At 59.2% G+C, this 21,153-nt stretch carries 22 protein-coding genes and 4 tRNA genes; 17 read left to right on the forward strand and 9 right to left on the reverse strand.

The window, feature by feature from the left end; translation table 11 throughout:
- Positions 1–227: 227 nt before the first annotated feature.
- The gene (ispH, locus tag CKW15_RS20495; protein WP_095057166.1) at positions 228–1,175 is read left to right on the forward strand and encodes a 4-hydroxy-3-methylbut-2-enyl diphosphate reductase; all 948 of its coding nucleotides are present in this window, start codon (positions 228–230) and stop codon (positions 1,173–1,175) included.
- Here the strand turns inward: ispH and CKW15_RS20500 are convergent.
- Complete coding sequence (locus CKW15_RS20500; protein ID WP_095057165.1) at positions 1,144–1,701, reverse strand: GspH/FimT family pseudopilin; 558 nt, start codon at positions 1,699–1,701, stop codon at positions 1,144–1,146. The two genes, ispH and CKW15_RS20500, sit on opposite strands and share 32 nt — an antisense overlap.
- Positions 1,702–1,809: 108 nt before the next feature.
- Here CKW15_RS20500 and CKW15_RS20505 point away from each other — a divergent pair, with 108 nt between their 5' ends.
- From CKW15_RS20505 to thiO, 7 genes are read left to right on the forward strand one after another with little or no spacing between them, the layout of a single operon-like run.
- Positions 1,810–2,283 (forward strand): GspH/FimT family protein, encoded by a 474-nt coding sequence (locus CKW15_RS20505; protein WP_095057164.1) that lies wholly within the window; start codon positions 1,810–1,812, stop codon positions 2,281–2,283.
- Entirely contained in the window at positions 2,280–2,729 is a 450-nt protein-coding gene (pilV, locus tag CKW15_RS20510) for a type IV pilus modification protein PilV (protein WP_095057163.1), read from the forward strand. Before CKW15_RS20505 ends, pilV begins: the two co-directional genes overlap by 4 nt.
- Complete coding sequence (locus tag CKW15_RS20515; RefSeq protein ID WP_095057162.1) at positions 2,726–3,433, forward strand: PilW family protein; 708 nt, start codon at positions 2,726–2,728, stop codon at positions 3,431–3,433. Before pilV ends, CKW15_RS20515 begins: the two co-directional genes overlap by 4 nt.
- 11 nt (positions 3,434–3,444) lie before the next feature.
- The gene (locus CKW15_RS20520; protein WP_371856312.1) at positions 3,445–3,909 is read left to right on the forward strand and encodes a PilX N-terminal domain-containing pilus assembly protein; all 465 of its coding nucleotides are present in this window, start codon (positions 3,445–3,447) and stop codon (positions 3,907–3,909) included.
- Positions 3,896–4,312: a hypothetical protein gene (locus CKW15_RS20525; RefSeq protein ID WP_095057160.1), complete on the forward strand. Its 417-nt coding sequence runs from the start codon at positions 3,896–3,898 to the stop codon at positions 4,310–4,312. Before CKW15_RS20520 ends, CKW15_RS20525 begins: the two co-directional genes overlap by 14 nt.
- A gap of 14 nt (positions 4,313–4,326) precedes the next feature.
- Entirely contained in the window at positions 4,327–4,728 is a 402-nt protein-coding gene (locus CKW15_RS20530; RefSeq protein ID WP_095057159.1) for a type IV pilin protein, read from the forward strand.
- Positions 4,729–4,783: 55 nt separating this feature from the next.
- Positions 4,784–5,884: a glycine oxidase ThiO gene (gene thiO / locus CKW15_RS20535; RefSeq protein WP_095057158.1), complete on the forward strand. Its 1,101-nt coding sequence runs from the start codon at positions 4,784–4,786 to the stop codon at positions 5,882–5,884.
- A gap of 58 nt (positions 5,885–5,942) precedes the next feature.
- Here thiO and CKW15_RS20540 read toward each other — a convergent pair whose 3' ends face one another.
- The 4 genes from CKW15_RS20540 to CKW15_RS20555 all read right to left on the reverse strand — a co-directional run bounded on the left by CKW15_RS20540 (position 5,943) and on the right by CKW15_RS20555 (position 10,227).
- Positions 5,943–7,274, reverse strand: a complete 1,332-nt coding sequence (locus CKW15_RS20540) for a sigma-54 dependent transcriptional regulator (protein ID WP_095152626.1) — start codon at positions 7,272–7,274, stop codon at positions 5,943–5,945.
- 2 nt (positions 7,275–7,276) lie between these two features.
- Positions 7,277–8,857, reverse strand: coding sequence for a PAS domain-containing sensor histidine kinase (locus tag CKW15_RS20545; RefSeq protein ID WP_095057156.1), 1,581 nt, complete (start codon positions 8,855–8,857; stop codon positions 7,277–7,279).
- Positions 8,847–9,080 carry a PP0621 family protein gene (locus CKW15_RS20550; RefSeq protein WP_082344551.1) on the reverse strand — a complete coding sequence of 78 codons (234 nt, stop codon included), beginning with the start codon at positions 9,078–9,080 and terminating at the stop codon, positions 8,847–8,849. Before CKW15_RS20550 ends, CKW15_RS20545 begins: the two co-directional genes overlap by 11 nt.
- 124 nt (positions 9,081–9,204) lie before the next feature.
- Positions 9,205–10,227 carry an outer membrane protein assembly factor BamD gene (locus CKW15_RS20555; RefSeq protein WP_095057155.1) on the reverse strand — a complete coding sequence of 341 codons (1,023 nt, stop codon included), beginning with the start codon at positions 10,225–10,227 and terminating at the stop codon, positions 9,205–9,207.
- A gap of 151 nt (positions 10,228–10,378) precedes the next feature.
- Here CKW15_RS20555 and rluD point away from each other — a divergent pair, with 151 nt between their 5' ends.
- The 7 genes from rluD (at position 10,379) to CKW15_RS20590 (ending at position 15,475) form a co-directional block, all read left to right on the forward strand.
- Positions 10,379–11,341: a 23S rRNA pseudouridine(1911/1915/1917) synthase RluD gene (gene rluD / locus CKW15_RS20560; RefSeq protein ID WP_095057154.1), complete on the forward strand. Its 963-nt coding sequence runs from the start codon at positions 10,379–10,381 to the stop codon at positions 11,339–11,341.
- A complete protein-coding gene (gene pgeF, locus CKW15_RS20565) occupies positions 11,338–12,063 on the forward strand; it encodes a peptidoglycan editing factor PgeF (RefSeq protein ID WP_095057153.1) in 726 nt (241 codons plus the stop codon). Before rluD ends, pgeF begins: the two co-directional genes overlap by 4 nt.
- Before the next feature lie 130 nt (positions 12,064–12,193).
- On the forward strand, positions 12,194–14,758 hold the full coding sequence (clpB, locus tag CKW15_RS20570; RefSeq protein WP_095057152.1) for an ATP-dependent chaperone ClpB: 2,565 nt from the start codon (positions 12,194–12,196) through the stop codon (positions 14,756–14,758).
- A gap of 300 nt (positions 14,759–15,058) precedes the next feature.
- Positions 15,059–15,134, forward strand: a tRNA-Asn gene (locus CKW15_RS20575).
- A 9-nt stretch (positions 15,135–15,143) separates the two neighbouring features.
- Positions 15,144–15,220: transfer RNA gene (locus CKW15_RS20580), tRNA-Pro, on the forward strand.
- Positions 15,221–15,225: 5 nt separating this feature from the next.
- Positions 15,226–15,301, forward strand: a tRNA-Lys gene (locus CKW15_RS20585).
- Between the two features lie 97 nt (positions 15,302–15,398).
- Positions 15,399–15,475, forward strand: a tRNA-Pro gene (locus CKW15_RS20590).
- Positions 15,476–15,624: 149 nt separating this feature from the next.
- Here the strand turns inward: CKW15_RS20590 and CKW15_RS20595 are convergent.
- The 4 genes from CKW15_RS20595 to CKW15_RS20610 are packed head-to-tail and all read right to left on the reverse strand — an operon-like array spanning position 15,625 to position 18,359.
- Entirely contained in the window at positions 15,625–16,923 is a 1,299-nt protein-coding gene (locus CKW15_RS20595) for an NAD(P)/FAD-dependent oxidoreductase (protein ID WP_095057151.1), read from the reverse strand.
- Positions 16,924–16,983: 60 nt separating this feature from the next.
- Entirely contained in the window at positions 16,984–17,157 is a 174-nt protein-coding gene (locus CKW15_RS20600) for a DUF3094 domain-containing protein (protein WP_085718464.1), read from the reverse strand.
- 51 nt (positions 17,158–17,208) lie between these two features.
- On the reverse strand, positions 17,209–17,736 hold the full coding sequence (locus CKW15_RS20605; protein ID WP_095057150.1) for an MOSC domain-containing protein: 528 nt from the start codon (positions 17,734–17,736) through the stop codon (positions 17,209–17,211).
- Complete coding sequence (locus tag CKW15_RS20610) at positions 17,733–18,359, reverse strand: DUF1780 domain-containing protein (protein WP_095057149.1); 627 nt, start codon at positions 18,357–18,359, stop codon at positions 17,733–17,735. The genes CKW15_RS20605 and CKW15_RS20610 overlap by 4 nt, the downstream gene beginning before the upstream one ends.
- Positions 18,360–18,579: 220 nt before the next feature.
- Between CKW15_RS20610 and CKW15_RS20615 the strand changes: the two genes are divergently transcribed.
- Complete coding sequence (locus tag CKW15_RS20615; RefSeq protein WP_095057148.1) at positions 18,580–19,923, forward strand: aromatic acid/H+ symport family MFS transporter; 1,344 nt, start codon at positions 18,580–18,582, stop codon at positions 19,921–19,923.
- A gap of 4 nt (positions 19,924–19,927) precedes the next feature.
- Positions 19,928–21,148: a benzoate/H(+) symporter BenE family transporter gene (locus tag CKW15_RS20620; RefSeq protein ID WP_095057147.1), complete on the forward strand. Its 1,221-nt coding sequence runs from the start codon at positions 19,928–19,930 to the stop codon at positions 21,146–21,148.
- Positions 21,149–21,153: the final 5 nt, after the last annotated feature.

Here is a 21,153-nt window from a genome sequence, read left to right on the forward strand (position 1 = left end):
ACTGATCGGACACGATCAAAAATGTGGGCGCGAGCCTTTGTGGCGAGGGGGCTTGCCCCCGTTGGGGTGCGAAGCGCCCCTGAAATCGGCCGCGTCGCTTCTGAATGAGCCTGCGGTGTCTGTTTACGATTGCTACGCAATCGAACGGGGGCAAGCCCCCTCGCCACAGCAGGCTCGTTCCCACAATGGTTTTTCATTGTTTTCGCGCGCAAGACACGAGGCACAGCATGCAAATCAAACTCGCCAATCCCCGTGGCTTCTGCGCCGGTGTGGACCGGGCGATCGAAATCGTCAACCGCGCCCTGGAAGTTTTCGGGCCACCGATCTATGTGCGCCATGAAGTGGTCCACAACAAGTTTGTCGTCGAAGACCTGCGCTCCCGTGGCGCGATCTTTGTCGAAGAACTGGATCAGGTGCCAGACGATGTCATCGTGATCTTCAGCGCCCACGGCGTTTCCCAGGCCGTGCGTACTGAAGCGACGGGGCGTGGGCTGAAAGTATTCGACGCCACTTGCCCGCTGGTGACCAAAGTCCATATCGAAGTTGCGCGGTACAGTCGTGACGGCCGTGAGTGCATCCTTATCGGCCATGCCGGTCACCCGGAAGTCGAAGGCACCATGGGCCAGTACGACGAGGGCAATGGCGGCGCGATCTATCTGGTCGAAGACGAGAAAGATGTGGCTGCGTTGCAGGTGAATAACCCGGAAAAGCTCGCGTTCGTGACCCAGACCACGCTGTCGATGGACGATACCAGTCGCGTTATCGACGCACTGCGTGCGCGTTTCCCGGCCATCGGTGGTCCGCGCAAAGATGACATCTGCTACGCCACGCAAAACCGTCAGGACGCAGTCAAGCAACTGGCCGACGAGTGCGATGTGGTATTGGTGGTCGGCAGCCCGAACAGCTCCAACTCCAATCGCCTGCGCGAACTCGCCGAGCGCATGTCTACGCCGGCCTATCTGATCGACGGCGCCGAAGACCTGCAAAAGAGCTGGTTCGACGGTGTAGAGCGTATTGGTATCACCGCGGGCGCTTCTGCTCCGGAAGTGCTGGTGCGTGGCGTGATCCAGCAGTTGCAGGCTTGGGGCGCCACCGGTGCCGACGAGCTGGCTGGTCGCGAAGAGAACATCACGTTCTCGATGCCTAAAGAGTTGCGCGTCCGCTCGCTGCTCTGAGTTTCTTCCCTTCTGTGCATAACGCCTGTTCAGCCTTGTCGCTGCGCAGACTGACGCGACCGGAGGGCGCCAGCACGACTTGCTGGTGGCTCACCGGTTCGTGGGCTGCGCAAATGTGTAACGTCCCCGCTTGAAAGCCCCCTTTGGCGAACTGCGGTTCGCCCAAACTGCTGAATCTGACGAAGTGCCGGACAGTTTGATTCCCGGCAACGGGCACTTGCGCAGCGCTCAGACGCTCGGCCAGCAGCGGATTTTGGCTGTCCTTATACCCCTTGCCACTGATATCCAGAATGATCCGCCAGCCCTGGCTCCAGTCGCCGTTGATGCCGTAGATCACCACGGCCTGATTGCGGGTGATGGCTTCGGTCCTGGCGGTGCGTATTCCACCGTAAAGCGACTGTGCGGCTTGCTCGCGATGGTTCGATTCATTGAGTGCAGCAAACGCCGGGCTGACCAATTGCAGAACAATTCCGGCAATTGCCAGTCCCATGAGCAGTTCAATCAGGCTGAAACCTCGTTGATGCATGACGTCCTCCTCCCTGGAGTGCTGTGGCTTACGCGTTCCTTGTGTGAGCGCCGGCCGAATGTGCAGGCGTGTTAATGCAGGTATAGCCGACGGCAACGGAGGACATCGATGGATCATCGTACAAAAGGTTTCACGCTGATCGAGTTGCTGCTCGCAATTGCGATCTTGCTGGTACTGATGACGCTGGCCGTGCCGGCATTTACCCGGTCGGCGCAATCGACCAAGGCTGATACCGAAATCAATGATCTGCAACGCGGCTTGAACTTCGCCCGACTCGAGGCCATCGATCGAGGCGCCACTACGCGGCTTCGACCGATGGCAGGGGACAGTGTCTGGACCGGGGCGCTGGCGGTTTATGACGGTACTGGCAAATTGGCCAATGTGTTGCGGGTTATTCCGGCGATGAGCAGCGGTGCAAACCTGACGCTAACCTCAGAGGTCACTGCCATCGATTTCGATCCACTGGGCGGGTTGTCATCACCGTCCACAGGGGTGGTGATCAGTCATGTGCTGGGCGAGCAAAGCAGGACGCTGAATGTGTGTTTGAACGGACGGATTCTTTTGGGTGGAAGTTGCGGATGAGGGCAGGGAGCAGGTCTGTACAAAAGGGCATGACGCTGATCGAGGTCCTGGTGGCGTTGTTGATACTCGGCGTGGGGTTGCTGGGGGCGGCGGCATTACAGCTCAATGCGCTGAAGTACACGGACAGTTCACGCATGAGCAGCCAGGCGAGCTTTATCGCCTACGACATGATGGACCGCATTCGCGCCAACGCGACTGCCGATTACACCGTTGCGCCACCCGCGTCGGGCAACCTGAACGTTACCCGGGATCAGGATCTTTACGACTTCAACACCAATATCATCGGTTTTGGCGGCCCCACTGCCACCGGCAGCATCACCGTCAATCAACGGGTGTACACGATCACCATCGAATGGTACGACTCGCGAGCGGCCAACATGGCTGATTCGCGACGCAGTTTCGTCCTGACCAGCCGCGCAACCGTCGACCCGGTGATGACCCCGTGAGCCGCGGCAGCAAAGGCTTTGGCCTCATCGAATTGCTGATCGCCCTGGCGCTGAGCCTGATCGTCGTGCTGGGTGTAGTGCAAGTGTTCATCGCGTCCAAAAACACGTATCTCAGCCAGAACGCCGCAGCCACCATGCAGGAAGATGCGCGTTTCGTGCTGAGCAAACTGATCCAGGAAATCCGTATGGTCGGCATGTTCGGCTGCCAGGGGACGATCACCGATTCGAGCTTGAAAAAGGACTTCGCGGCAAGCCAGATGTCGCCGATTCGTTGGGACAACTCCGCCCGCAAATTGACGTTGATAACGGCGGATGTCGGCAGCAATGGCGGCAAGCCCAGCTGGACGGTGATTTCCGATTGTCGCAACAGTGCAACGGCACATAGCGAGGCCTCGACGCCCCCACCGGGGCAACTGGCGTTTCCGATCCGGCGGGTGATTTACCGCTTCAGCAACAATCAACTGTCGATGGGGAGCGGAGAGGGCGCGCAACAGGTGCTGGTGAATAATGTCAGTGCGTTCGATGTGAGCTTCGGTCTCGCCAGTTCCGCCACTGACATCGGCGCGTCCAGTTACAGCAGCAACCCGACGGACCCTGCGCGCATCCGCAGCGTTCGTCTGACGCTGACGCTGTATGACCCCAACCACAGGGTCCGTGATCAAACCTTCAATGTGGTTGCCGCCTTGCGCAACCGCTTGCTGTGAGAGGGCGATCAATGAGTTGCCAATCCGAGCGCGGCATGGCGCTGCTGGTCAGTCTGGTGTTTTTGTTGTTGCTGACGCTGATCGGCATTTCATCGATGCAGAGTGCCACGCTGCAGGAAAAAATGGCCGGCAGTGTGGCTCTGCGCAATCAAACGTTCCAGAGCGCCGAAGCCGTGCTGCGAGTGGGCGAAAGCGCAGTGCAGCGAGACAGCTATTCGCTGCCGGTGTGCAGCGGTGTTCGCCAATGCGCGCCACCGGCTGAGTCGTCGGTGATAACGGCAGCAGGGTTCAATACCACGTCGGGGGTGACGTGGATCGCATCCGGCAAGGGCTTTTATGGCGTGCAAAATTTAGGTGTCGTACGAAATGTGGTGAACGTGCCGATCAATACGCCAGCGACGCTGTACCGGGTAACAGCGGTAGGCATTGTGGGCAGTTCTCGCAGTGTGGTGGAGAGCACTTATGCGAAATATTGAGCAGCGCGTAGGTTTTCGGATTCGTGTGTGCGGCGCTGTTTTGGCGATGTGTCTTGCAGTTCCCGCCTGGTCCTTTTCACCGCCGGACAAGCCCGCCCTGAACCGGGAGCGTTGCCTGGCCTCTGGTCACTGGTATGGTTTCTATCACGACAAAGTGGGGTTGAGACCAATCTGCCTGAAGCTGCCCGAGGCGTTCAGCGTTAAGATGCTCGACAGTAATGGCGATGGCGTGGTCGATAACCCCGATGCGATTTCAAGCGGGGTTGTGTTTGTCGGAGAGGACACAAGCGCCATTGACGATGACAACACCGAAATCGACAGTGACTCCAGTGGCGACAACGCCCAAGGGGTGGAAAAAACCGGCGGCGGCAGCCGTCGCATCATGTGGCGACAAATACAGTAAGTGAGAGTTGAGGCATGCACAGATTCAACCGCGGCTTTACCCTGATCGAAATCATGATCGTGATTGCAATCATCGGTATTGTCATGACCATTGCTGCACCGAGTTTTACCGAATATCTGCAGAAAGGGCGACGCGCCGAAGTGGCCGGGCTGCTGTCTGAACAAGCGCAGATGCTTGAACGCTTCTACTCGCAAAAAAATGCCTACACCGGTGCTGCCGGCCTGAGCCCCGGCAACGACTACTACACGATCACTTCGACGCTGACCGACCAGTCCTTCCTGCTGACGGCTGTGCGCAAGGCGGACGGCAGCATGGCCACAGACAAGTGTGGTGATTTCACCATCACCAACACCGGTGTGCTCGGCATGGTCAACGCCGCATCCGGCCTGACCACCAAGGATTGCTGGGGGCGTTGAGATTTCTTTCGGGTGCCTTTTGCGCCCTATGTCTAATGAATGGTTGGATCAGAACATGACCAGGCAACAGCAAGTGGTGATTGTCGGCGGCGGTGTGATTGGTTTGCTGACGGCATTCAATCTGGCGTCCGAAGTGCAGAGTGTTGTGCTGCTGGATCGTTCGAGCGTCGGCCAGGAATCTTCCTGGGCCGGCGGCGGGATCGTTTCGCCACTTTACCCGTGGCGCTACAGCCCGGCAGTGACTGCGTTGGCTCATTGGTCCCAGGATTTTTATCCACAGCTGGGCGAGCGCTTGTTTGCAGCGACTGGCGTCGATCCTGAAGTGCATATCACTGGCCTGTACTGGCTCGACCTGAATGACGAGGCCGAAGCGCTGGCTTGGGCCGTTCGGGAAAACCGTCCTTTGAGGGCTGTGGATATCTCGGCGGCTCACGACGCGGTTCCGGTGCTGGGCGGCGGTTTTTCCCGGGCGATCCACATGGCCGATGTGGCCAATGTGCGTAATCCACGCCTGGTGAAGTCGCTGAAGGCCGCGTTGCTGGCGCTGCCGAACGTGACGATTCATGAGCAATGCGAAGTCAGCGGGTTTGTTCGTGACGGCGATAAAGTGGTCGGCGTGCACACGGCCACTGGTGTCATCCATGGCGATCAAGTGGTCTTGACCGCAGGCGCATGGAGCGGTGATCTGCTCAAGGGCCTGGGCCTTGAACTGCCCGTCGAGCCCGTGAAAGGGCAGATGATCCTCTACAAGTGCGCGGCGGATTTCCTGCCGAGTATCGTTCTGGCCAAGGGGCGTTATGCGATACCCCGGCGCGATGGTCACATCCTGATCGGCAGCACACTGGAACATGAAGGTTTCGACAAGACACCCACCCGGTCGGCGCTGGAAAGCCTCAAGGCCTCGGCGGAGGAATTGATTCCTGCCCTGGCCGACGCCGAAGTGGTCGGACATTGGGCCGGATTACGCCCGGGATCGCCGGAAGGCATTCCTTACATCGGTCGAGTACCGGGGTTTGAAGGGCTCTGGCTCAACTGCGGGCACTACCGTAACGGGTTGGTGCTGGCGCCAGCATCGTGTCAGTTGTTTGCCGATGTGATGCTGGGGCGGGCGCCGATTATTGATCCGGCGCCGTATGCGCCGAGCGGGCGGATCTGACGTAAAGTCAAAAGATCGCAGCCATGCAGGCGCTGCCGAAGGCTGCGATCTTTAATGCTTAATCCAACCCTAATTTCTTCAATCGATACCGCATCGACCTGAACGAAAGGTTCAACCGCTGAGCCGCCGCCGTGCGGTTCCAGCGGGTTTCTTCCAGCGCCTGAAGCAGCAACTGGCGTTCGACGTTTTCCAGATAGGTTTCCAGATTGTCGATCTGCGTCAGATCCGGCAGGCCGCCTTCGACGGCGCAGTTGCCTTCGGCCAGGCGCAAGTCGCTCGCTTCGATCTGCTTGTTCTCGCACAACGTATGCGCACGTTCGAGCATGTTTTCCAGCTCCCGGACGTTGCCAGGGAAGCGGTAGCTTTTCAGCGCATCGAGGGCTTGCGGGTGGAGTTTTGCCGCAGGTTGACCGGTGTCGGCGACGAGGCGTTTGAGCATGTGACTGGACAGTGTTTCGATGTCATCGCGGCGCTCGCGCAAAGGTGGCACTCGAATCTCGATGACGTTCAAGCGGTAGTACAGATCCTGTCGAAAGCGCTCGGCGGCGACTTCGGCATCCAGGTCCTTGTGCGTTGCACAAAGGATGCGTACATCAACCAACGTCTCCTGCTGCCCGCCGACACGACGCACGGCTTTTTCCTGAATGGCGCGCAACAGTTTGACTTGCATCGCCAGTGGCAGATCAGCCACTTCGTCGAGGAAAAGGGTACCGCCTTGGGCCGCCTGGAACAGGCCGGGCTTGTCTTCGATGGCACCGCTGAAGCTGCCTTTGCGGTGGCCAAAAAACTCGCTTTCCATCAGTTCCGACGGAATCGCTCCGCAGTTGATCGGAATGAACGGTTGGTTGGCGCGGGGGCCCTGGTCATGGATCAGGCGCGCGACCAATTCTTTACCGCTACCGGATTCGCCACTGATGTACACCGGTGCCTGACTGCGCGCCAGTTTGGTGATGTGCTTGCGTAGCGTGCGCATCGGCAATGAATCACCGAGCAAACGTCGGTCAATGGCGACCTCTGCTACGGGGAGCAGCAGGGCGTTGGTGACCAGTTCGCGCAGGCGGGTGAGGTCCACCGGTTTGGTCAAAAAGTCGAAGGCCCCGGCCTTGAGCGCATTGATCGCGGTGTCGAGGCTGCCATAAGCCGTGATCATCGCCACGGGCACCTGTGGATAACGTTGCTGGATGTATTGCACCAGCTCAAGGCCGGAGCCGTCCGGCATACGCATGTCGGTCAGGCACAGGTCGAAGGTCTCGCGTTTCAATAGCGCCAGCGCCTCGGCAACATTGCGGGCACTGAAGGTCTCGAGTTTCATCCGTCCCAGGGTGATTTCCAGGAGTTCGCGGATGTCCGGCTCGTCATCGACGACCAGGACTTTTTGCCGTAGTCCCATGTTCAACTTTGTTTCCGTCCGTGAGCAAAGGTGATGCGAAAGCAGCCGCCCTCTTGGTGTGGCTTGAAGTCCAGGCGGGCCTGATTGCTTTCGCACAGCTCACGGGACAGATACAACCCCAGGCCTGTGCCTTGCGGGCTGGTGGTGAAAAACGGTTCAAACAGATGCGTTTGCAACTCCGGGGCAACTCCGGGGCCGTTGTCGAGGATGTCGAGGGTCGGTAGTTGGCTGTCGCGGTCGATGAACAGATCAAGCCGAACCTGCGCTTGCTCCTGGCTGCTGTGGCGCCAGGCATTACGCAACAGGTTATCGAGGATCTGGCTCAACTGGTTCGGGTCCATCAGGGTTTTGAAATCCCCGGCGCCGATGTTCAGATGAATGTGCTGGTTCTGGCTTGTTACTTCGCGGGCCTGCGCCACGAAGTGCTCCAGCCACGGTTTCAGGTCGAGCCGTTGCGGCACGGTTTGTTCGCGGCGGGACAATTGCAGGACGTTTTCGATGACACGATTCATGCGCTGGGAGTGATCTTGAATAATCTGCGTCAGACGGCGATCGGCAGCGTTCAGTTCCTCTGATTCGCGCAACAGTTGTGCGGCATGACTGATGGCGCCCAGCGGATTGCGGATTTCATGGGAGATGCTGGCGGTCAAACGGCCCAGGCCTGCGAGCTTCAATTGCTGGGCCTGCTGTGCGATGTGGGCAAGGTCTTCGAGGAAGACCAGCGTCTGGTGTTGTGGGCTTTGGTCTAGCGCTATGAAGTTCGGTTGCAACTCCAGGCCGGTGCGTTCGATTTTAAGGCTCTGGGGGCGACGAACCGGATTGTCGAGCCACCGTTGCAGGCGCTCGACCAGGGCTGGAGCGCAGTCGTCGATCGATCGGCCGTCGAGGGTGCCGCAACCAAGCAGGTTCAGGGCGCCGTGGTTGGCCAGTTGCACGTATCGACGTTCGTCGAGCACCAGGATGCCGGTGCGCATGCGTTGCAGGATCAGGGTATTGAGGGTTTCGAGGCCGACCACTTCGCTGGCCCGCTGTTGCGCCAGGGTTTCGCTGACTTCAACGCGCCGTGTCAGGCCTTGCACCAGCAATGCCGCTGCAAAGCACAGGGTGCCGAGCGTACCCACTTGCAGGTAATCATTGGCGCTGGCGGAATGATCGAGGCTCAGGAGTACGCTGAAACCGCCAATGCCCAAAGCACCGACAGCGGCAATCAACAGGCCGAGACGCCTTCGCAACAGGGTATTGCTGATGGCCACCGAGACGATCAGGAGATTGCCAATGGCGCTGGCGACACCGCCGGCGGCGTAGAACAGGCCGCTGAGCAGTAGAACGTCGATCAGCGCCAGACTGAACATTTGCCCGGGGCGTCGTGTGTTTCCGGGAAACACCACCAGCAAAATATTCAGGGCCAGATACAACCAACTGCCACTGCGCAATAAAGCGTCGTTGGCAGACGTCAGCAGTGGGTTGTCCATGTCGCTGGAAATCAGCACCAGGATGATGCCAATGGTCAAACGGTACAGATGATAGAGGCGCAGCAGTCGCTTGGCCTGTTTGTCGCCGGGACTGATTGTCTCAGCGGTCACTGGAGCCTGGGCCTTGCTCAAGATGAGCCTGGCTGCAATACCATTGTTGTTCCAGATTCAGGGCACGGTCGCGGGGCAGATGTACACCGCAATGGGCGCAACGGACCATCGGCGCGGCTTCTCGCTCGCCAGGAGATTTTGGGGCAGAGGACTGACCCTTGAACTTGCGCCAGAACCATACTGCTGCGGCAATCAGGGCAATCCAGAACAATAGACGAAGCATGGTGAGCTGCTTTTTGAATGATGAGTTGGCAGTTTAGCCAAGGACCTCGCAGGCGCACAGCGTAATAAAACGCTGAAATAAAAAAGGGAGACTCGAAAGTCTCCCTTTTTATGCAACCCAGGTGTCAGTCGAACACACCGAAGGTCATGTAGCTGAACCAGGAACGGTCGTCGTTGTTGCCTTCCGCCTCGTGATTTTCTTCTTCGATCACGTCGCCTTCGGCGTCTTTAGGCTTGAGCTCGCTAGGGATTGCGTCCTTGGCGGCCTGGAACTGCCGCTGCACGTCCTGGTTGGCGCGGGTTTCGCCTGGTGGCAGCGGCGGACGGGACTCGATCACACCCAGGGTCGCCTTGCTCAGCCACGAACGGTTGTCGGCTTCGGCCACCGACGGTACGAACTGACCATCTACCAGACTTGGGTGGTTCGGGTAGTTGAGCTTCAGGGTTTCCAGGCTGGTGGCGGCCAGTTCATCCAGGTGAAGGCGCATGTAGGACTCGGTCATCACTGCCAGGCCGTCGCCGACCGCAGGGGTTTCCTGGAAGTTTTCCACCACGTAACGACCGCGGTTCGCAGCGGCGACATAAGCCTGACGGGTCAGGTAGTAGTCGGCCACGTGAATTTCGTAGGCGGCCAGCAGGTTGCGCAGATAGATCATGCGCTGCTTGGCATCCGGTGCGTAGCGGCTGTTCGGGAAGCGGCTGGTCAGCTGGGCGAACTCGTTATAAGAGTCGCGGGCGGCGCCCGGGTCACGCTTGGTCATGTCCAGCGGCAGGAAACGCGCCAGCAGGCCGACGTCCTGATCGAAAGAAGTCAGACCCTTGAGGTAGTAAGCGTAATCGACGTTCGGATGCTGTGGGTGCAAACGAATGAAACGCTCCGCAGCAGACTTTGCAGCCTCTGGCTCGGTGTTCTTGTAGTTGGCGTAGATGAGCTCGAGTTGCGCCTGATCGGCATAGCGACCGAACGGATAACGCGATTCCAGAGCCTTCAGCTTGGCGATGGCGCTGGTGTAGCTGCTATTGTCCAGGTCGGCTTGAGCCTGCTGGTACAGCTCCACTTCACTGAGGTTTTCGTCTACGACTTCCTTCGATGAGCAAGCAGCGGTCAATGCGAGGATGGCGATCAGCAGCAGGTGTTTCACTTGCATGGCGGCTTGCGTCCCTATGACGGCCGCTGTCTTGGGCGTGGCCGTCCTGTTATGATGAGCGCCCCGTTGAATAGCCTCGGGGCAAAAGACGCCGTATTTAACCACAAGCGCGCAGCCGAAACCAAAGGCTGTGCCGACGCCTAGTCTGAGCATGTCCGATAAAATTGAACTTCGCGCAGAGGTGCCGTCCGAATTGGGCGGCCAACGCCTCGATCAAGTCGCCGCACAATTATTCGCTGAGCACTCGCGCTCGCGCCTTTCCGCCTGGATCAAAGACGGCCGCCTGACTGTGGATGGGGCGGTTATCCGCCCGCGAGACATCGTCCATGGCGGCGCCATCCTTGAGTTGACTGCCGAGCAGGAAGCTCAAGGTGAATGGGTCGCTCAAGACATTGCCCTGGATATCGTCTATGAAGACGACGACATCCTGGTGATCAACAAGCCTGCGGGCCTGGTGGTGCATCCGGCTGCCGGTCATGCCGACGGCACGCTGCTCAACGCCTTGCTGCACCACGTGCCGGACATCATTAATGTGCCCCGCGCCGGTATCGTGCATCGTCTGGACAAGGACACCACCGGTCTGATGGTAGTGGCCAAGACCATTCAAGCGCAGACGCAGCTGGTTACACAGTTGCAGAGCCGTAGCGTCAGCCGCATCTATGAGTGCATCGTGATTGGTGTGGTGACGGCCGGTGGCAAGATCAATGCACCGATCGGTCGCCACGGCCAGCAGCGCCAGCGCATGGCGGTGATGGAAGGTGGCAAGCAAGCCGTCAGCCATTACCGTGTGCTCGAGCGTTTCCGCTCCCACACTCACGTGCGGGTGAAGCTGGAAACCGGTCGTACGCACCAGATTCGCGTGCACATGGCGCACATCAACTTCCCGTTGGTCGGAGATCCTGCCTACGGCGGCCGTTTCCGCATTCCGCCAGCCGCCAACCCGACCATGGTCGAGTCGCTGAAAAGCTTCCCGCGTCAGGCGCTGCATGCGCGTTTCCTGGAACTGGATCATCCGACGACCGGTGTGCGCATGAGCTGGGAATCGCCGTTGCCGGAAGATTTCGTCTGGTTGCTGACCCTGCTCAAGCAAGACCGTGAGGCGTTCATCGGATGAATGACTGGCTGATTCCTGACTGGCCCGCGCCGGCCGGGGTCAAAGCCTGCGTCACCACCCGTGCGGGCGGCGTCAGTCTGGCGCCGTTCGACAGCCTCAATCTCGGCGATCATGTCGACGACAGCCCCGAAGCTGTCGCCGAAAACCGCCGTCGTCTTACCGAGCATTTCTCCATTCAACCGGCCTGGCTGCAGCAGGTCCACGGCACTGTCGTGGCCCATGCGGACCCAAGCCGGGTGGTCACGGCCGATGCCAGCTGGACGTCGACACCCGGTATCGCCTGCACGGCGATGACGGCTGATTGTCTGCCAGCGTTGTTTTGTGACCGTGCCGGCACTCGCGTCGCAGCAGCCCATGCCGGTTGGCGTGGGCTGGCGGCGGGTGTACTGGAAGCTACCCTCGACAGCCTGGCGGTACCACCTGCCGAAGTATTGGTCTGGCTTGGCCCTGCTATCGGCCCGCAAGCTTTTGAAGTGGGGCCTGAGGTGCGCGAAACCTTCGTGCAGCAGTTGCCGCAAGCGGCTGATGCCTTCGTGCCGAGTCAAAACCCCGGCAAATTCATGGCTGACATCTATCTGCTTGCACGCCTGCGTCTGGTCGCTCGCGGCGTCACCGCTGTCTTCGGTGGCGGTTTTTGCACCGTGACCGACCCGCGTTTCTTTTCTTACCGCCGTGCCCCTCGCACCGGTCGGTTCGCCTCCCTGATCTGGCTCGCCCACTAAGCTTCCCTGACCTGCATCAACGTCGCGACGCTTGAAACTCCCAGAATCGACCTCATCTATTGTGGTATCTGGCAGGTTTCTTCATTCAGGACGTTTTATAGGTCCGGCCTGCTCAAAAGGAAGGTGACCCATGCGTATAGACCGTTTAACCAGCAAATTGCAGTTAGCGTTGTCCGATGCCCAATCCCTGGCAGTCGGCCTCGATCATCCGGCCATCGAGCCCGCGCACTTGATGCAAGCTTTGCTCGAGCAGCAGGGCGGTTCGATCAAGCCCCTGCTGATGCAGGTGGGCTTCGACATCAACAGCCTGCGTAAAGAGCTGACCAAAGAGCTCGACCAGCTACCGAAAATCCAGAACCCGACCGGTGACGTGAACATGTCGCAGGATCTGGCGCGCCTGCTGAATCAGGCCGACCGTCTGGCGCAGCAGAAAGGCGACCAGTTCATCTCCAGCGAGCTGGTGCTGCTTGCCGCTATGGACGAAAACAGCAAGCTCGGCAAGCTGTTGCTCGGCCAGGGCGTGAGCAAGAAAGCCCTGGAAAACGCGATCAACAACCTGCGTGGTGGCGAGGCCGTCAACGACCCGAACCATGAGGAGTCGCGTCAGGCGCTGGATAAGTACACCGTCGACCTGACCAAGCGCGCCGAAGACGGCAAGCTTGATCCGGTGATCGGCCGTGACGACGAAATTCGCCGCACAATCCAGGTGCTGCAACGCCGCACCAAGAACAACCCGGTGCTGATCGGTGAGCCTGGCGTGGGTAAAACCGCCATCGCCGAAGGCCTGGCCCAGCGCATCATCAATGGCGAAGTGCCGGATGGTTTGAAGGGCAAGCGCCTGCTGTCCCTGGATATGGGGGCGTTGATTGCCGGTGCCAAATATCGCGGTGAGTTCGAAGAGCGCCTGAAATCCCTGCTCAATGAGCTGTCGAAGCAGGAAGGGCAGATCATTCTGTTCATCGACGAACTGCACACCATGGTCGGCGCCGGTAAAGGCGAAGGCTCGATGGACGCAGGCAACATGCTCAAACCGGCCCTGGCGCGCGGTGAGTTGCATTGCGTCGGTGCGACCACGCTCAACGAGTACCGTCAATATATAGAGAAGGATGCGGCCCTTGAGCGGCGCTTCCAGAAAGTACTGGTGGACGAACCGAGCGAAGAAGACACCATTGCGATCCTGCGTGGCCTGAAAGAGCGCTACGAGGTTCACCACAAGGTGGCGATCACCGACGGTGCGATCATCGCGGCGGCCAAGCTCAGCCATCGTTACATCACTGACCGGCAGTTGCCGGACAAGGCCATCGACCTGATCGACGAGGCCGCCAGCCGCATCCGCATGGAGATCGATTCCAAGCCGGAAGTGCTGGACCGTCTGGAACGTCGCCTGATTCAGCTGAAGGTGGAATCCCAGGCGCTGAAGAAAGAAAGCGACGACGCGGCGAAGAAACGTCTGGAAAAACTACAGGAAGAAATCGCTCGGCTTGAGCGTGAGTACTCGGATCTGGAAGAAATCTGGAACTCGGAAAAAGCCGAGGTTCAGGGCTCTGCGCAGATCCAGCAGAAGATCGAACAGTCCCGTCAGGAACTGGAATCCGCCCGCCGCAAAGGCGACCTGAACCGCATGGCCGAGTTGCAGTACGGGGTGATCCCGGACTTGGAACGCAGCCTGCAAATGGTCGACCAGCACGGCAAAAGCGAGAACCAGTTGCTGCGCAGCAAGGTGACTGAAGAAGAGATCGCTGAAGTCGTGTCGAAGTGGACCGGTATTCCGGTGTCGAAGATGCTCGAAGGCGAGCGCGACAAGCTGATGAAGATGGAAAGCCTGTTGCACCAACGTGTGATCGGCCAGGAAGAAGCGGTGGTGGCCGTTTCCAACGCAGTGCGGCGTTCCCGTGCCGGGTTGTCCGACCCGAATCGGCCGAGCGGATCGTTCATGTTCCTCGGCCCGACCGGTGTCGGTAAAACCGAGCTGTGCAAGGCGCTGGCCGAATTCCTCTTTGATACAGAAGAGGCGATGGTGCGGATCGACATGTCCGAGTTCATGGAGAAACATTCCGTGGCTCGCTTGATCGGTGCGCCACCAGGATATGTTGGTTATGAAGAGGGCGGTTACCTGACCGAGGCGGTGCGTCGCAAGCCTTACTCGGTGATCCTGATGGACGAAGTCGAGAAGGCGCACCCGGATGTGTTCAACATCCTGCTGCAAGTACTTGAAGACGGTCGCCTGACCGACAGCCATGGCCGCACGGTGGATTTCAAGAACACCGTGATTGTCATGACCTCCAACCTGGGGTCGGTACAGATCCAGGAACTGGTCGGTGATCGTGATGCGCAGCGTGCGGCGGTGATGGATGCGCTTTCCAGCCACTTCCGGCCGGAGTTCATCAACCGGGTCGACGAAGTGGTGATCTTCGAGCCTTTGGCGCGGGATCAGATCGCAGGCATCACCGAGATCCAGTTGGGTCGTCTGCGCAGCCGTCTGACCGAACGGGAGCTGAAGCTTGATCTCAGCCCCGAGGCGATGGATAAGCTGATTGCGGTCGGTTACGACCCGGTGTACGGCGCACGGCCGCTCAAACGAGCGATCCAGCGCTGGATCGAGAACCCGCTGGCGCAGTTGATTCTGTCCGGTCGGTTCATGCCGGGCGATACCGCTCACGGTGTGGTGGAGAACGACGAAATCGTATTCGTTTGATCCATAACCGCGGGAAAATCGAAAAGGCCTCGCATTGCGAGGCCTTTTTTTCGTTAGGCTGTTGAACTCAAAGGAAAAGGCTTGTAAAGTGCGCCCCGCAGTAAGTCACCCGCCAGGGTTTCCGCTCCCCAAGCAGGAATCCAAAATAAGTTGCAAATCATTAACTTGAAAGCAATTTAGGGGGTTGACAGAGGTGCTGAAGATTGTAGAATAGCGCGCCTCAGACACACGAACGCAGCGATGCGAACGGGTCGAAGAGAACGCAGTAAAGCTTCAAAGTTGTAAATTGAAATGTGTAGTTCCGTGATAGCTCAGTCGGTAGAGCAAATGACTGTTAATCATTGGGTCCCAGGTTCGAGTCCTGGTCACGGAGCCAATTTCAAACCGGGGTATAGCGCAGTCCGGTAGCGCGCCTGCTTTGGGAGCAGGATGTCAGGAGTTCGAATCCCCTTACCCCGACCATTTTTGGGTCGTTAGCTCAGTTGGTAGAGCAGTTGGCTTTTAACCAATTGGTCGTAGGTTCGAATCCCACACGACCCACCATTTTTGAAACCAGTCAACGCTGGAATCGAATCTTAAGATCAGAGGCCAAAAGCGCTGATCGAAGAAGGCGACTTTTGAAAGGTCGCCTTTTTTTTACCGGGGTATAGCGCAGTCCGGTAGCGCGCCTGCTTTGGGAGCAGGATGTCAGGAGTTCGAATCCCCTTACCCCGACCATATTAAAAATCCTCGTATCGAAAGATACGGGGATTTTTTTTGTTCCGGTTTTTTGTGGCGCCCATGAGAAGCTTCGCTGGCAAGCCAACTCCTACAAGATCGATGCAGTCCTGTAGGAGCCGGCTTGCCAGCGAAGAGGCCCTCGGATCTTAGTGCAGTTTCAAGCGTGGCTCGGTGCCACGCCCGATCTTGCTGCCCAGCATCAGCATCGCCGTGCGGAACGGTCCGTACAGCGCCATCTGGTGCATGCGGTACAGCGACACGTAAAACATCCGGGCCAGCCAGCCTTCGAGCATCACGCTGCCGGTGAGGTTGCCCATCAAGTTACCCACAGCCGAAAAACGCGACAGAGAGATCAGCGAGCCGTAATCGGTGTACTTGTACTCTGGCAGCGCTTTGCCTTCGATGTGCAATTTCAGCGATTTGGCCAGCAACGAAGCCTGCTGATGCGCCGCTTGAGCACGTGGCGGGACGTTGCGATCACTGCCCGGTTGCGGGCAGGCCGCGCAGTCACCGAAGGCGAAGATGTTCTCGTCGCGGGTGGTTTGCAGGGTCGGTAGCACTTGCAGCTGATTGATGCGGTTGGTTTCCAGACCATCGATGTCCTTGAGGAAGCCCGGTGCACGAATCCCCGCTGCCCAGACTTTCAGGCTGGCCTTGATCTCGTTGCCATCGGCGGTGATCAGGCTGTCGGCCGTGACTTCACTGACCGCCGCATTGGTCATGACGTTGACCCCGAGCTTCTCCAGGGTTTTATGCACAGGTCCACCAATCCGTTCCGGCAGTGCGGGTAATACCCGTGGGCCGGCTTCGATCAAGGTGATGTGCATGTTTTCCGGTTTGATTCGGTCCAGACCGTAAGCCGCCAATTCGTGAGCGGCGTTGTGCAGTTCGGCGGCCAGTTCGACCCCGGTGGCACCGGCGCCGACGATGGCTACGCTGATCTGCTCGACGGTATCGGTCTGCCCCGCATGGGCGCGCAGGTAGTGGTTGAGCAGTTGTTGGTGAAAGCGCTCGGCCTGTTTGCGGGTGTCGAGGAACAGGCAATGCTGCGCCGCACCTTGAGTGCCGAAATCATTGGTGGTGCTGCCGACGGAAATCACCAGCGAGTCGTAAGGCACTTCACGTGCGGGTACCAATTCCAGACCGGCTTCGTCATAAGTGGCGGCGAGCTGGATTTTCTTGTTCGCACGATCAAGCCCGCTCATGCGCCCCAGCTGGAACTCGAAGTGGTTCCATTTCGCCTGGGCTACATAGTTGAGTTCGTCTTCGGAGGAGTTCAGGGAACCGGCCGCCACTTCGTGCAACAACGGTTTCCAGATGTGAGTCAGGTTCGCGTCGACCAGCATCACGCTGGCCGTGCCGCGCTTGCCCAGAGTCTTACCCAGGCGGGTAGCCAACTCCAGACCGCCGGCGCCGCCGCCGACAATAACAATACGATGGGACATGGGGATAACTCGCAAGGCTAAAGGAAATCTTTGTCGTTACCCAAGCGAGCGCAAGGCAGCTCATAGCGTCAGGTAACTGATAAGTCGGCTCAACAGGCCCAGACCAATGGTCACTGCCAGGACCAGTACAAGGAGCATCCACGGCCGGAAAGGCCGGCGCTCGACTTGGTGCTGGGACAAGTGCAGGTACTCTTCGACATGTTTCTGGTCGTCGGGGTTCAGGCGGCTGGTCATATTTGGGCCTCGTCAGTAGACGTTGCTAAATGTGTAGAAGCTACAGGGGTTTTACCCGGGGTTGAACGCAGCATAGCCGCTGTCCGGAACAGGCTCGACGCTCACTGTATCGTCCAGGCGAATGATGCCACTTTGTAACACCCGGGCGGTGATTCCGCCATGCCCCCGCACGGCCTGGAAGGTGCCGGGGCCGAGGTTGTTTTCAAGGCGCGCGCAGGGTTGGCACCAACCGGTGGTTTCGAAAATCGCCTGGCCGATGCGAAATCGCCGACCCTTGAGGCTGAACAGGTTGATCCCACTGATAACGAGATTGCGCCGCAGATCTTCAGGCCCGACCGGATGATCCTGGGCACGGCCCAGCAGCGAACTGATCACGGCCAGATGTTCCCACTGAATGAGTGTCACCTGCCGCGCATTACGCACGCCGGGGCGGGCGTGATCGCCCGTCAGGCCGGCTTCAAGTCGTGCTTCCACGGCGTCCAGTTCAATCATCTGCGTATGTGATTGGGGGCGTACGCCAATCCAGCGCACGCGCCCTTGTTGCGGCACGTCGGCAATCAGTTGCTGCAATGGGCTCACAGGCTGATTCCGACGTCGAACACAATGCTGCGCCCCAAGTTGCTGCGCAGGAAATCCGGTGCCTCCGGGTGGGCGAACAGCACGCGGGCGAACGTTGGGCCGACTAGCGACAACGATCTCCAGCCCTGGCGCAGATATTCAGTGGGTGGAGGGAAGTGGCTGTTGAGGTCCAGCACCTCTCGCTTGAGGCTGGCGAAGGCGATGATGTCCAGCTCGCCCAGGTCCATGCCGCGTTCTTTGTAGTTGTGGGCTTTTTTGCGCAAGGTCGGCGCCAGTCGCAGCAGGAACTCGTTGGCGGGAATGCGTCGTGGCTTGGCCTCGCGGCGCACCAATTGGCTCAGGGAAAACGCGCTGCGTCGACGTTGCAGTTCGTCGCGCCATTCATCGTTGAGGCGCCGGCCTTCATCGAGCACAAAGAACACTTCGAAGTTGGCGTCGCGAAACAGCACGTCCGGCGGCTCCCCGGCAGGGGCGAACTCGTCGGCGCGGTAGGGGATGTTCAAGCCTTGCAACAGGCGCTGGCAGACCCAACGCTCACGCTCCCATTTGCGGGCATTGGACAGGAACGCGTTGGCTTGCTCGGCCGCGATGGTCAGCAGGCGTAAATAATCTGAGTCATCCATAGGCCCAAGCTTAGCGTTCAAATGTGATCGCAAAGAAGACAATTTTCTCGCAGAGGCTCATAGCCTTCCGCTCCCATGCCCGTTTCAGGGCTCTGCACAAAACGGATAGTGATCTGCGCTCACTGGCTATTGCCACGTGTCGGGCGGCTCTACCCTCGGCTGTACGGACGTAAGCCGTGTTACCGACGCTCTAAAAAAACAACAACAAGAGATATATGCCATGCGCAAGATCGACGTACATGAGGTTATCGACAACGCTCGCTTCAACCGTTTTCACTGGATGGTGCTGTTCTGGTGTGCCCTGATCATCATCTTCGACGGTTACGATCTGGTGATCTATGGCGTGGTTTTGCCGATGCTGATGAAAGAGTGGGGGCTCAGTCCTCTGCAAGCCGGTGCACTGGGCAGCTATGCACTGTTCGGCATGATGTTCGGCGCGCTGTTCTTCGGACCGCTGTCGGACAGGATCGGCCGCAAGAAAGCCATCACGATCTGCGTGATGCTCTTCAGTGGTTTCACGGTGCTCAACGGATTTGCCCGCAACCCCACGGAGTTCGGTCTCTGTCGCTTCATTGCCGGGCTCGGCATTGGCGGCGTGATGCCTAACGTGGTGGCGCTGATGAACGAGTACGCGCCGAAAAAAATCCGCAGCACGCTGGTCGCGATCATGTTCAGCGGTTACTCGGTGGGCGGCATGCTGTCCGCCGGGCTGGGCATTGTGCTGATCCCGAGTTTCGGCTGGCAGTCGGTGTTTTACGTGGCGGTCCTGCCGTTGCTGTTGTTGCCGCTGATCATGTATTTCCTGCCCGAATCGGTGGGCTTCATGTTGCGTCAGGGGCGTAATGAAGAAGCGCGAAACATTCTTCAGCGCATCGATCCGGCCTACGTCGCGCAAACGTCTGATCAATTGCACATGGCCGAAGTGAAAGGTACGGGCACCCCGGTGTTGCAGTTGTTCCGTGAAGGCCGCGCGCTGCGCACGCTGATGCTGTGGCTGGCGTTTTTCTGCTGCCTGTTGATGGTGTACGCGCTGAGTTCCTGGTTGCCGAAACTGATGGCCAACGCCGGTTACAGCCTGGGTTCGAGCCTGTCGTTCCTGCTGGTGTTGAACTTCGGTGCGATCTTCGGCGCGGTCGGCGGCGGGGTGTTGGGCGACAAACTCAATCTGCCGAAAGTGCTGGCGGTGTTTTTCGCCATGGCGGCGGTGTCGATCACGCTGTTGGGCTTCAACAGCCCGATGCCGGTGTTGTACCTGCTGATCGCCATTGCGGGTGCCACCACCATTGGCTCGCAGATTCTTTTGTACGCCTGCGCCGCGCAGTTTTATTCGATGACGATTCGTTCTACCGGTCTGGGCTGGGCGTCGGGCATCGGGCGCAACGGGGCCATCGTCGGTCCGCTGCTGGGTGGTGCCCTGCTCGGGATCAGCTTGCCCCTGCAACTGAACTTCATGGCGTTTGCCTTGCCCGGTGCTGTAGCGGCCCTGGCCATGACCGTGTTCGCCATCAGCAGCCGACGCAGCGCCGCTGGCGTCAACCCGGCTCTCTCAGCGACCGGTGCCTGAAATCATGAAAGCGTTTTTCCAGGACTTCTCGTTGTCAGCCGCCGTGGCTGGATTCATTGCCACGGTGATTTCCTATGCCGGTCCGTTGGTGATCATCTTTCAGGCGGCAGAAGCGGCACATCTTTCGCGAGAAGTGTTGTCGTCCTGGATCTGGGCGATCTCCATTGGCAGCGCTGTGCTCGGTATCGGTTTGAGCCTGCGCTACCGCGTTCCGGTGATCATCGCCTGGTCGGCGCCGGGCTCGGCGTTGTTGGTGACGCTATTGCCGGACATCTCCATGGCAGAAGCGGTGGGGGCTTATCTGGTCAGCAGCCTGATCATTTTCGTGGTGGGCATCTCGGGCGCTTTCGACCGGATCATCAGCAAGCTGCCCTCCGCCATCGCCGCGGCGATGCTGGCGGGGATCCTGTTCAGTTTCGGCACCGGGTTGTTCGTGTCGATGCAGCACAAGCCGATGCTGGTCCTGGCGATGTTTGCCACGTACCTGATCTGCAAGCGTGTGATGCCGCGTTATGCGGTGATGATGGTGTTGTTGGTGGGGTGCTCGATTGCCGCGATCTCCGGTGATTTGCATCGTGAGGCGCTGGTGATCGGCCTGGCCACACCGGTGTGGATCACGCCGGCGTTCAGCCTGGGCGCGATCCTGAACATCGCCTTGCCGTTGGTGATGGTGGCGCTGACCGGTCAGTTCGTGCCCGGTATGGCGGTGCTGCGTGCCAGCGGATACCCAACGCCGGCGAGCCCGATCATCGCCAGCAGCGCGCTGGGCACGGCACTGTTGGCACCGTTTGGTTGCCATGGACTGAATCTGGCGGCGATCACTGCGGCGATCTGCACCGGTCGCGAAGCCCACGAAGATCCTCGTAAACGCTACGTGGCCGGGGTCGTCGGCGGGCTGTGTTACCTGCTGCTGGGGATCTTCGGCGCCACATTGGTCTCGCTGTTTTCAGCGTTCCCCAAAGAGCTGATCGCGGCACTGGCCGGGCTGGCCTTGTTTGCCGCCATTGCTGGCGCGTTGACGGGCGCGATGGCGGTGCCGAGCGATCGCGAAGCCGCGCTGGTGACCTTTCTGGTCACGGCGTCGGGCATGTCGTTGTTCGGTTTGTCTGCGGCATTCTGGGGGCTGATTTTCGGCATGGTCACCCATGTGCTTTTGAGCGCCCGTCGTCCCGTCCTCCCTCGTAAATCCACTGCACCTGAAGTCCTTCAACCAGTCGAAAAATAACAACA

It is taken from the genome of Pseudomonas sp. Irchel s3b5 (genome assembly GCF_900187435.1).
GTDB lineage: Bacteria > Pseudomonadota > Gammaproteobacteria > Pseudomonadales > Pseudomonadaceae > Aquipseudomonas.

Excerpts from the sequence above, each read along its gene's own strand:
- pilV (WP_095057163.1), top strand. The coding sequence starts at position 2,280 with ATGAGGGCAGGGAGCAGGTCTGTACAAAAGGGCATGACGCTGATCGAG.
- CKW15_RS20525 (WP_095057160.1), top strand. The coding sequence starts at position 3,896 with ATGCGAAATATTGAGCAGCGCGTAGGTTTTCGGATTCGTGTGTGCGGC.
- pgeF (WP_095057153.1), top strand. The coding sequence starts at position 11,338 with ATGAATGACTGGCTGATTCCTGACTGGCCCGCGCCGGCCGGGGTCAAA.
- CKW15_RS20505 (WP_095057164.1), top strand. The coding sequence starts at position 1,810 with ATGGATCATCGTACAAAAGGTTTCACGCTGATCGAGTTGCTGCTCGCA.
- clpB (WP_095057152.1), top strand. The coding sequence starts at position 12,194 with ATGCGTATAGACCGTTTAACCAGCAAATTGCAGTTAGCGTTGTCCGAT.
- CKW15_RS20550 (WP_082344551.1), bottom strand. The coding sequence starts at position 9,080 with ATGCTTCGTCTATTGTTCTGGATTGCCCTGATTGCCGCAGCAGTATGG.
- ispH (WP_095057166.1), top strand. The coding sequence starts at position 228 with ATGCAAATCAAACTCGCCAATCCCCGTGGCTTCTGCGCCGGTGTGGAC.
- rluD (WP_095057154.1), top strand. The coding sequence starts at position 10,379 with ATGTCCGATAAAATTGAACTTCGCGCAGAGGTGCCGTCCGAATTGGGC.
- CKW15_RS20620 (WP_095057147.1), top strand. The coding sequence starts at position 19,928 with ATGAAAGCGTTTTTCCAGGACTTCTCGTTGTCAGCCGCCGTGGCTGGA.
- CKW15_RS20540 (WP_095152626.1), bottom strand. The coding sequence starts at position 7,274 with ATGGGACTACGGCAAAAAGTCCTGGTCGTCGATGACGAGCCGGACATC.
- CKW15_RS20530 (WP_095057159.1), top strand. The coding sequence starts at position 4,327 with ATGCACAGATTCAACCGCGGCTTTACCCTGATCGAAATCATGATCGTG.
- CKW15_RS20600 (WP_085718464.1), bottom strand. The coding sequence starts at position 17,157 with ATGACCAGCCGCCTGAACCCCGACGACCAGAAACATGTCGAAGAGTAC.
- CKW15_RS20610 (WP_095057149.1), bottom strand. The coding sequence starts at position 18,359 with ATGGATGACTCAGATTATTTACGCCTGCTGACCATCGCGGCCGAGCAA.
- CKW15_RS20555 (WP_095057155.1), bottom strand. The coding sequence starts at position 10,227 with ATGCAAGTGAAACACCTGCTGCTGATCGCCATCCTCGCATTGACCGCT.
- CKW15_RS20615 (WP_095057148.1), top strand. The coding sequence starts at position 18,580 with ATGCGCAAGATCGACGTACATGAGGTTATCGACAACGCTCGCTTCAAC.
- CKW15_RS20500 (WP_095057165.1), bottom strand. The coding sequence starts at position 1,701 with ATGCATCAACGAGGTTTCAGCCTGATTGAACTGCTCATGGGACTGGCA.
- thiO (WP_095057158.1), top strand. The coding sequence starts at position 4,784 with ATGACCAGGCAACAGCAAGTGGTGATTGTCGGCGGCGGTGTGATTGGT.
- CKW15_RS20520 (WP_371856312.1), top strand. The coding sequence starts at position 3,445 with ATGAGTTGCCAATCCGAGCGCGGCATGGCGCTGCTGGTCAGTCTGGTG.
- CKW15_RS20595 (WP_095057151.1), bottom strand. The coding sequence starts at position 16,923 with ATGTCCCATCGTATTGTTATTGTCGGCGGCGGCGCCGGCGGTCTGGAG.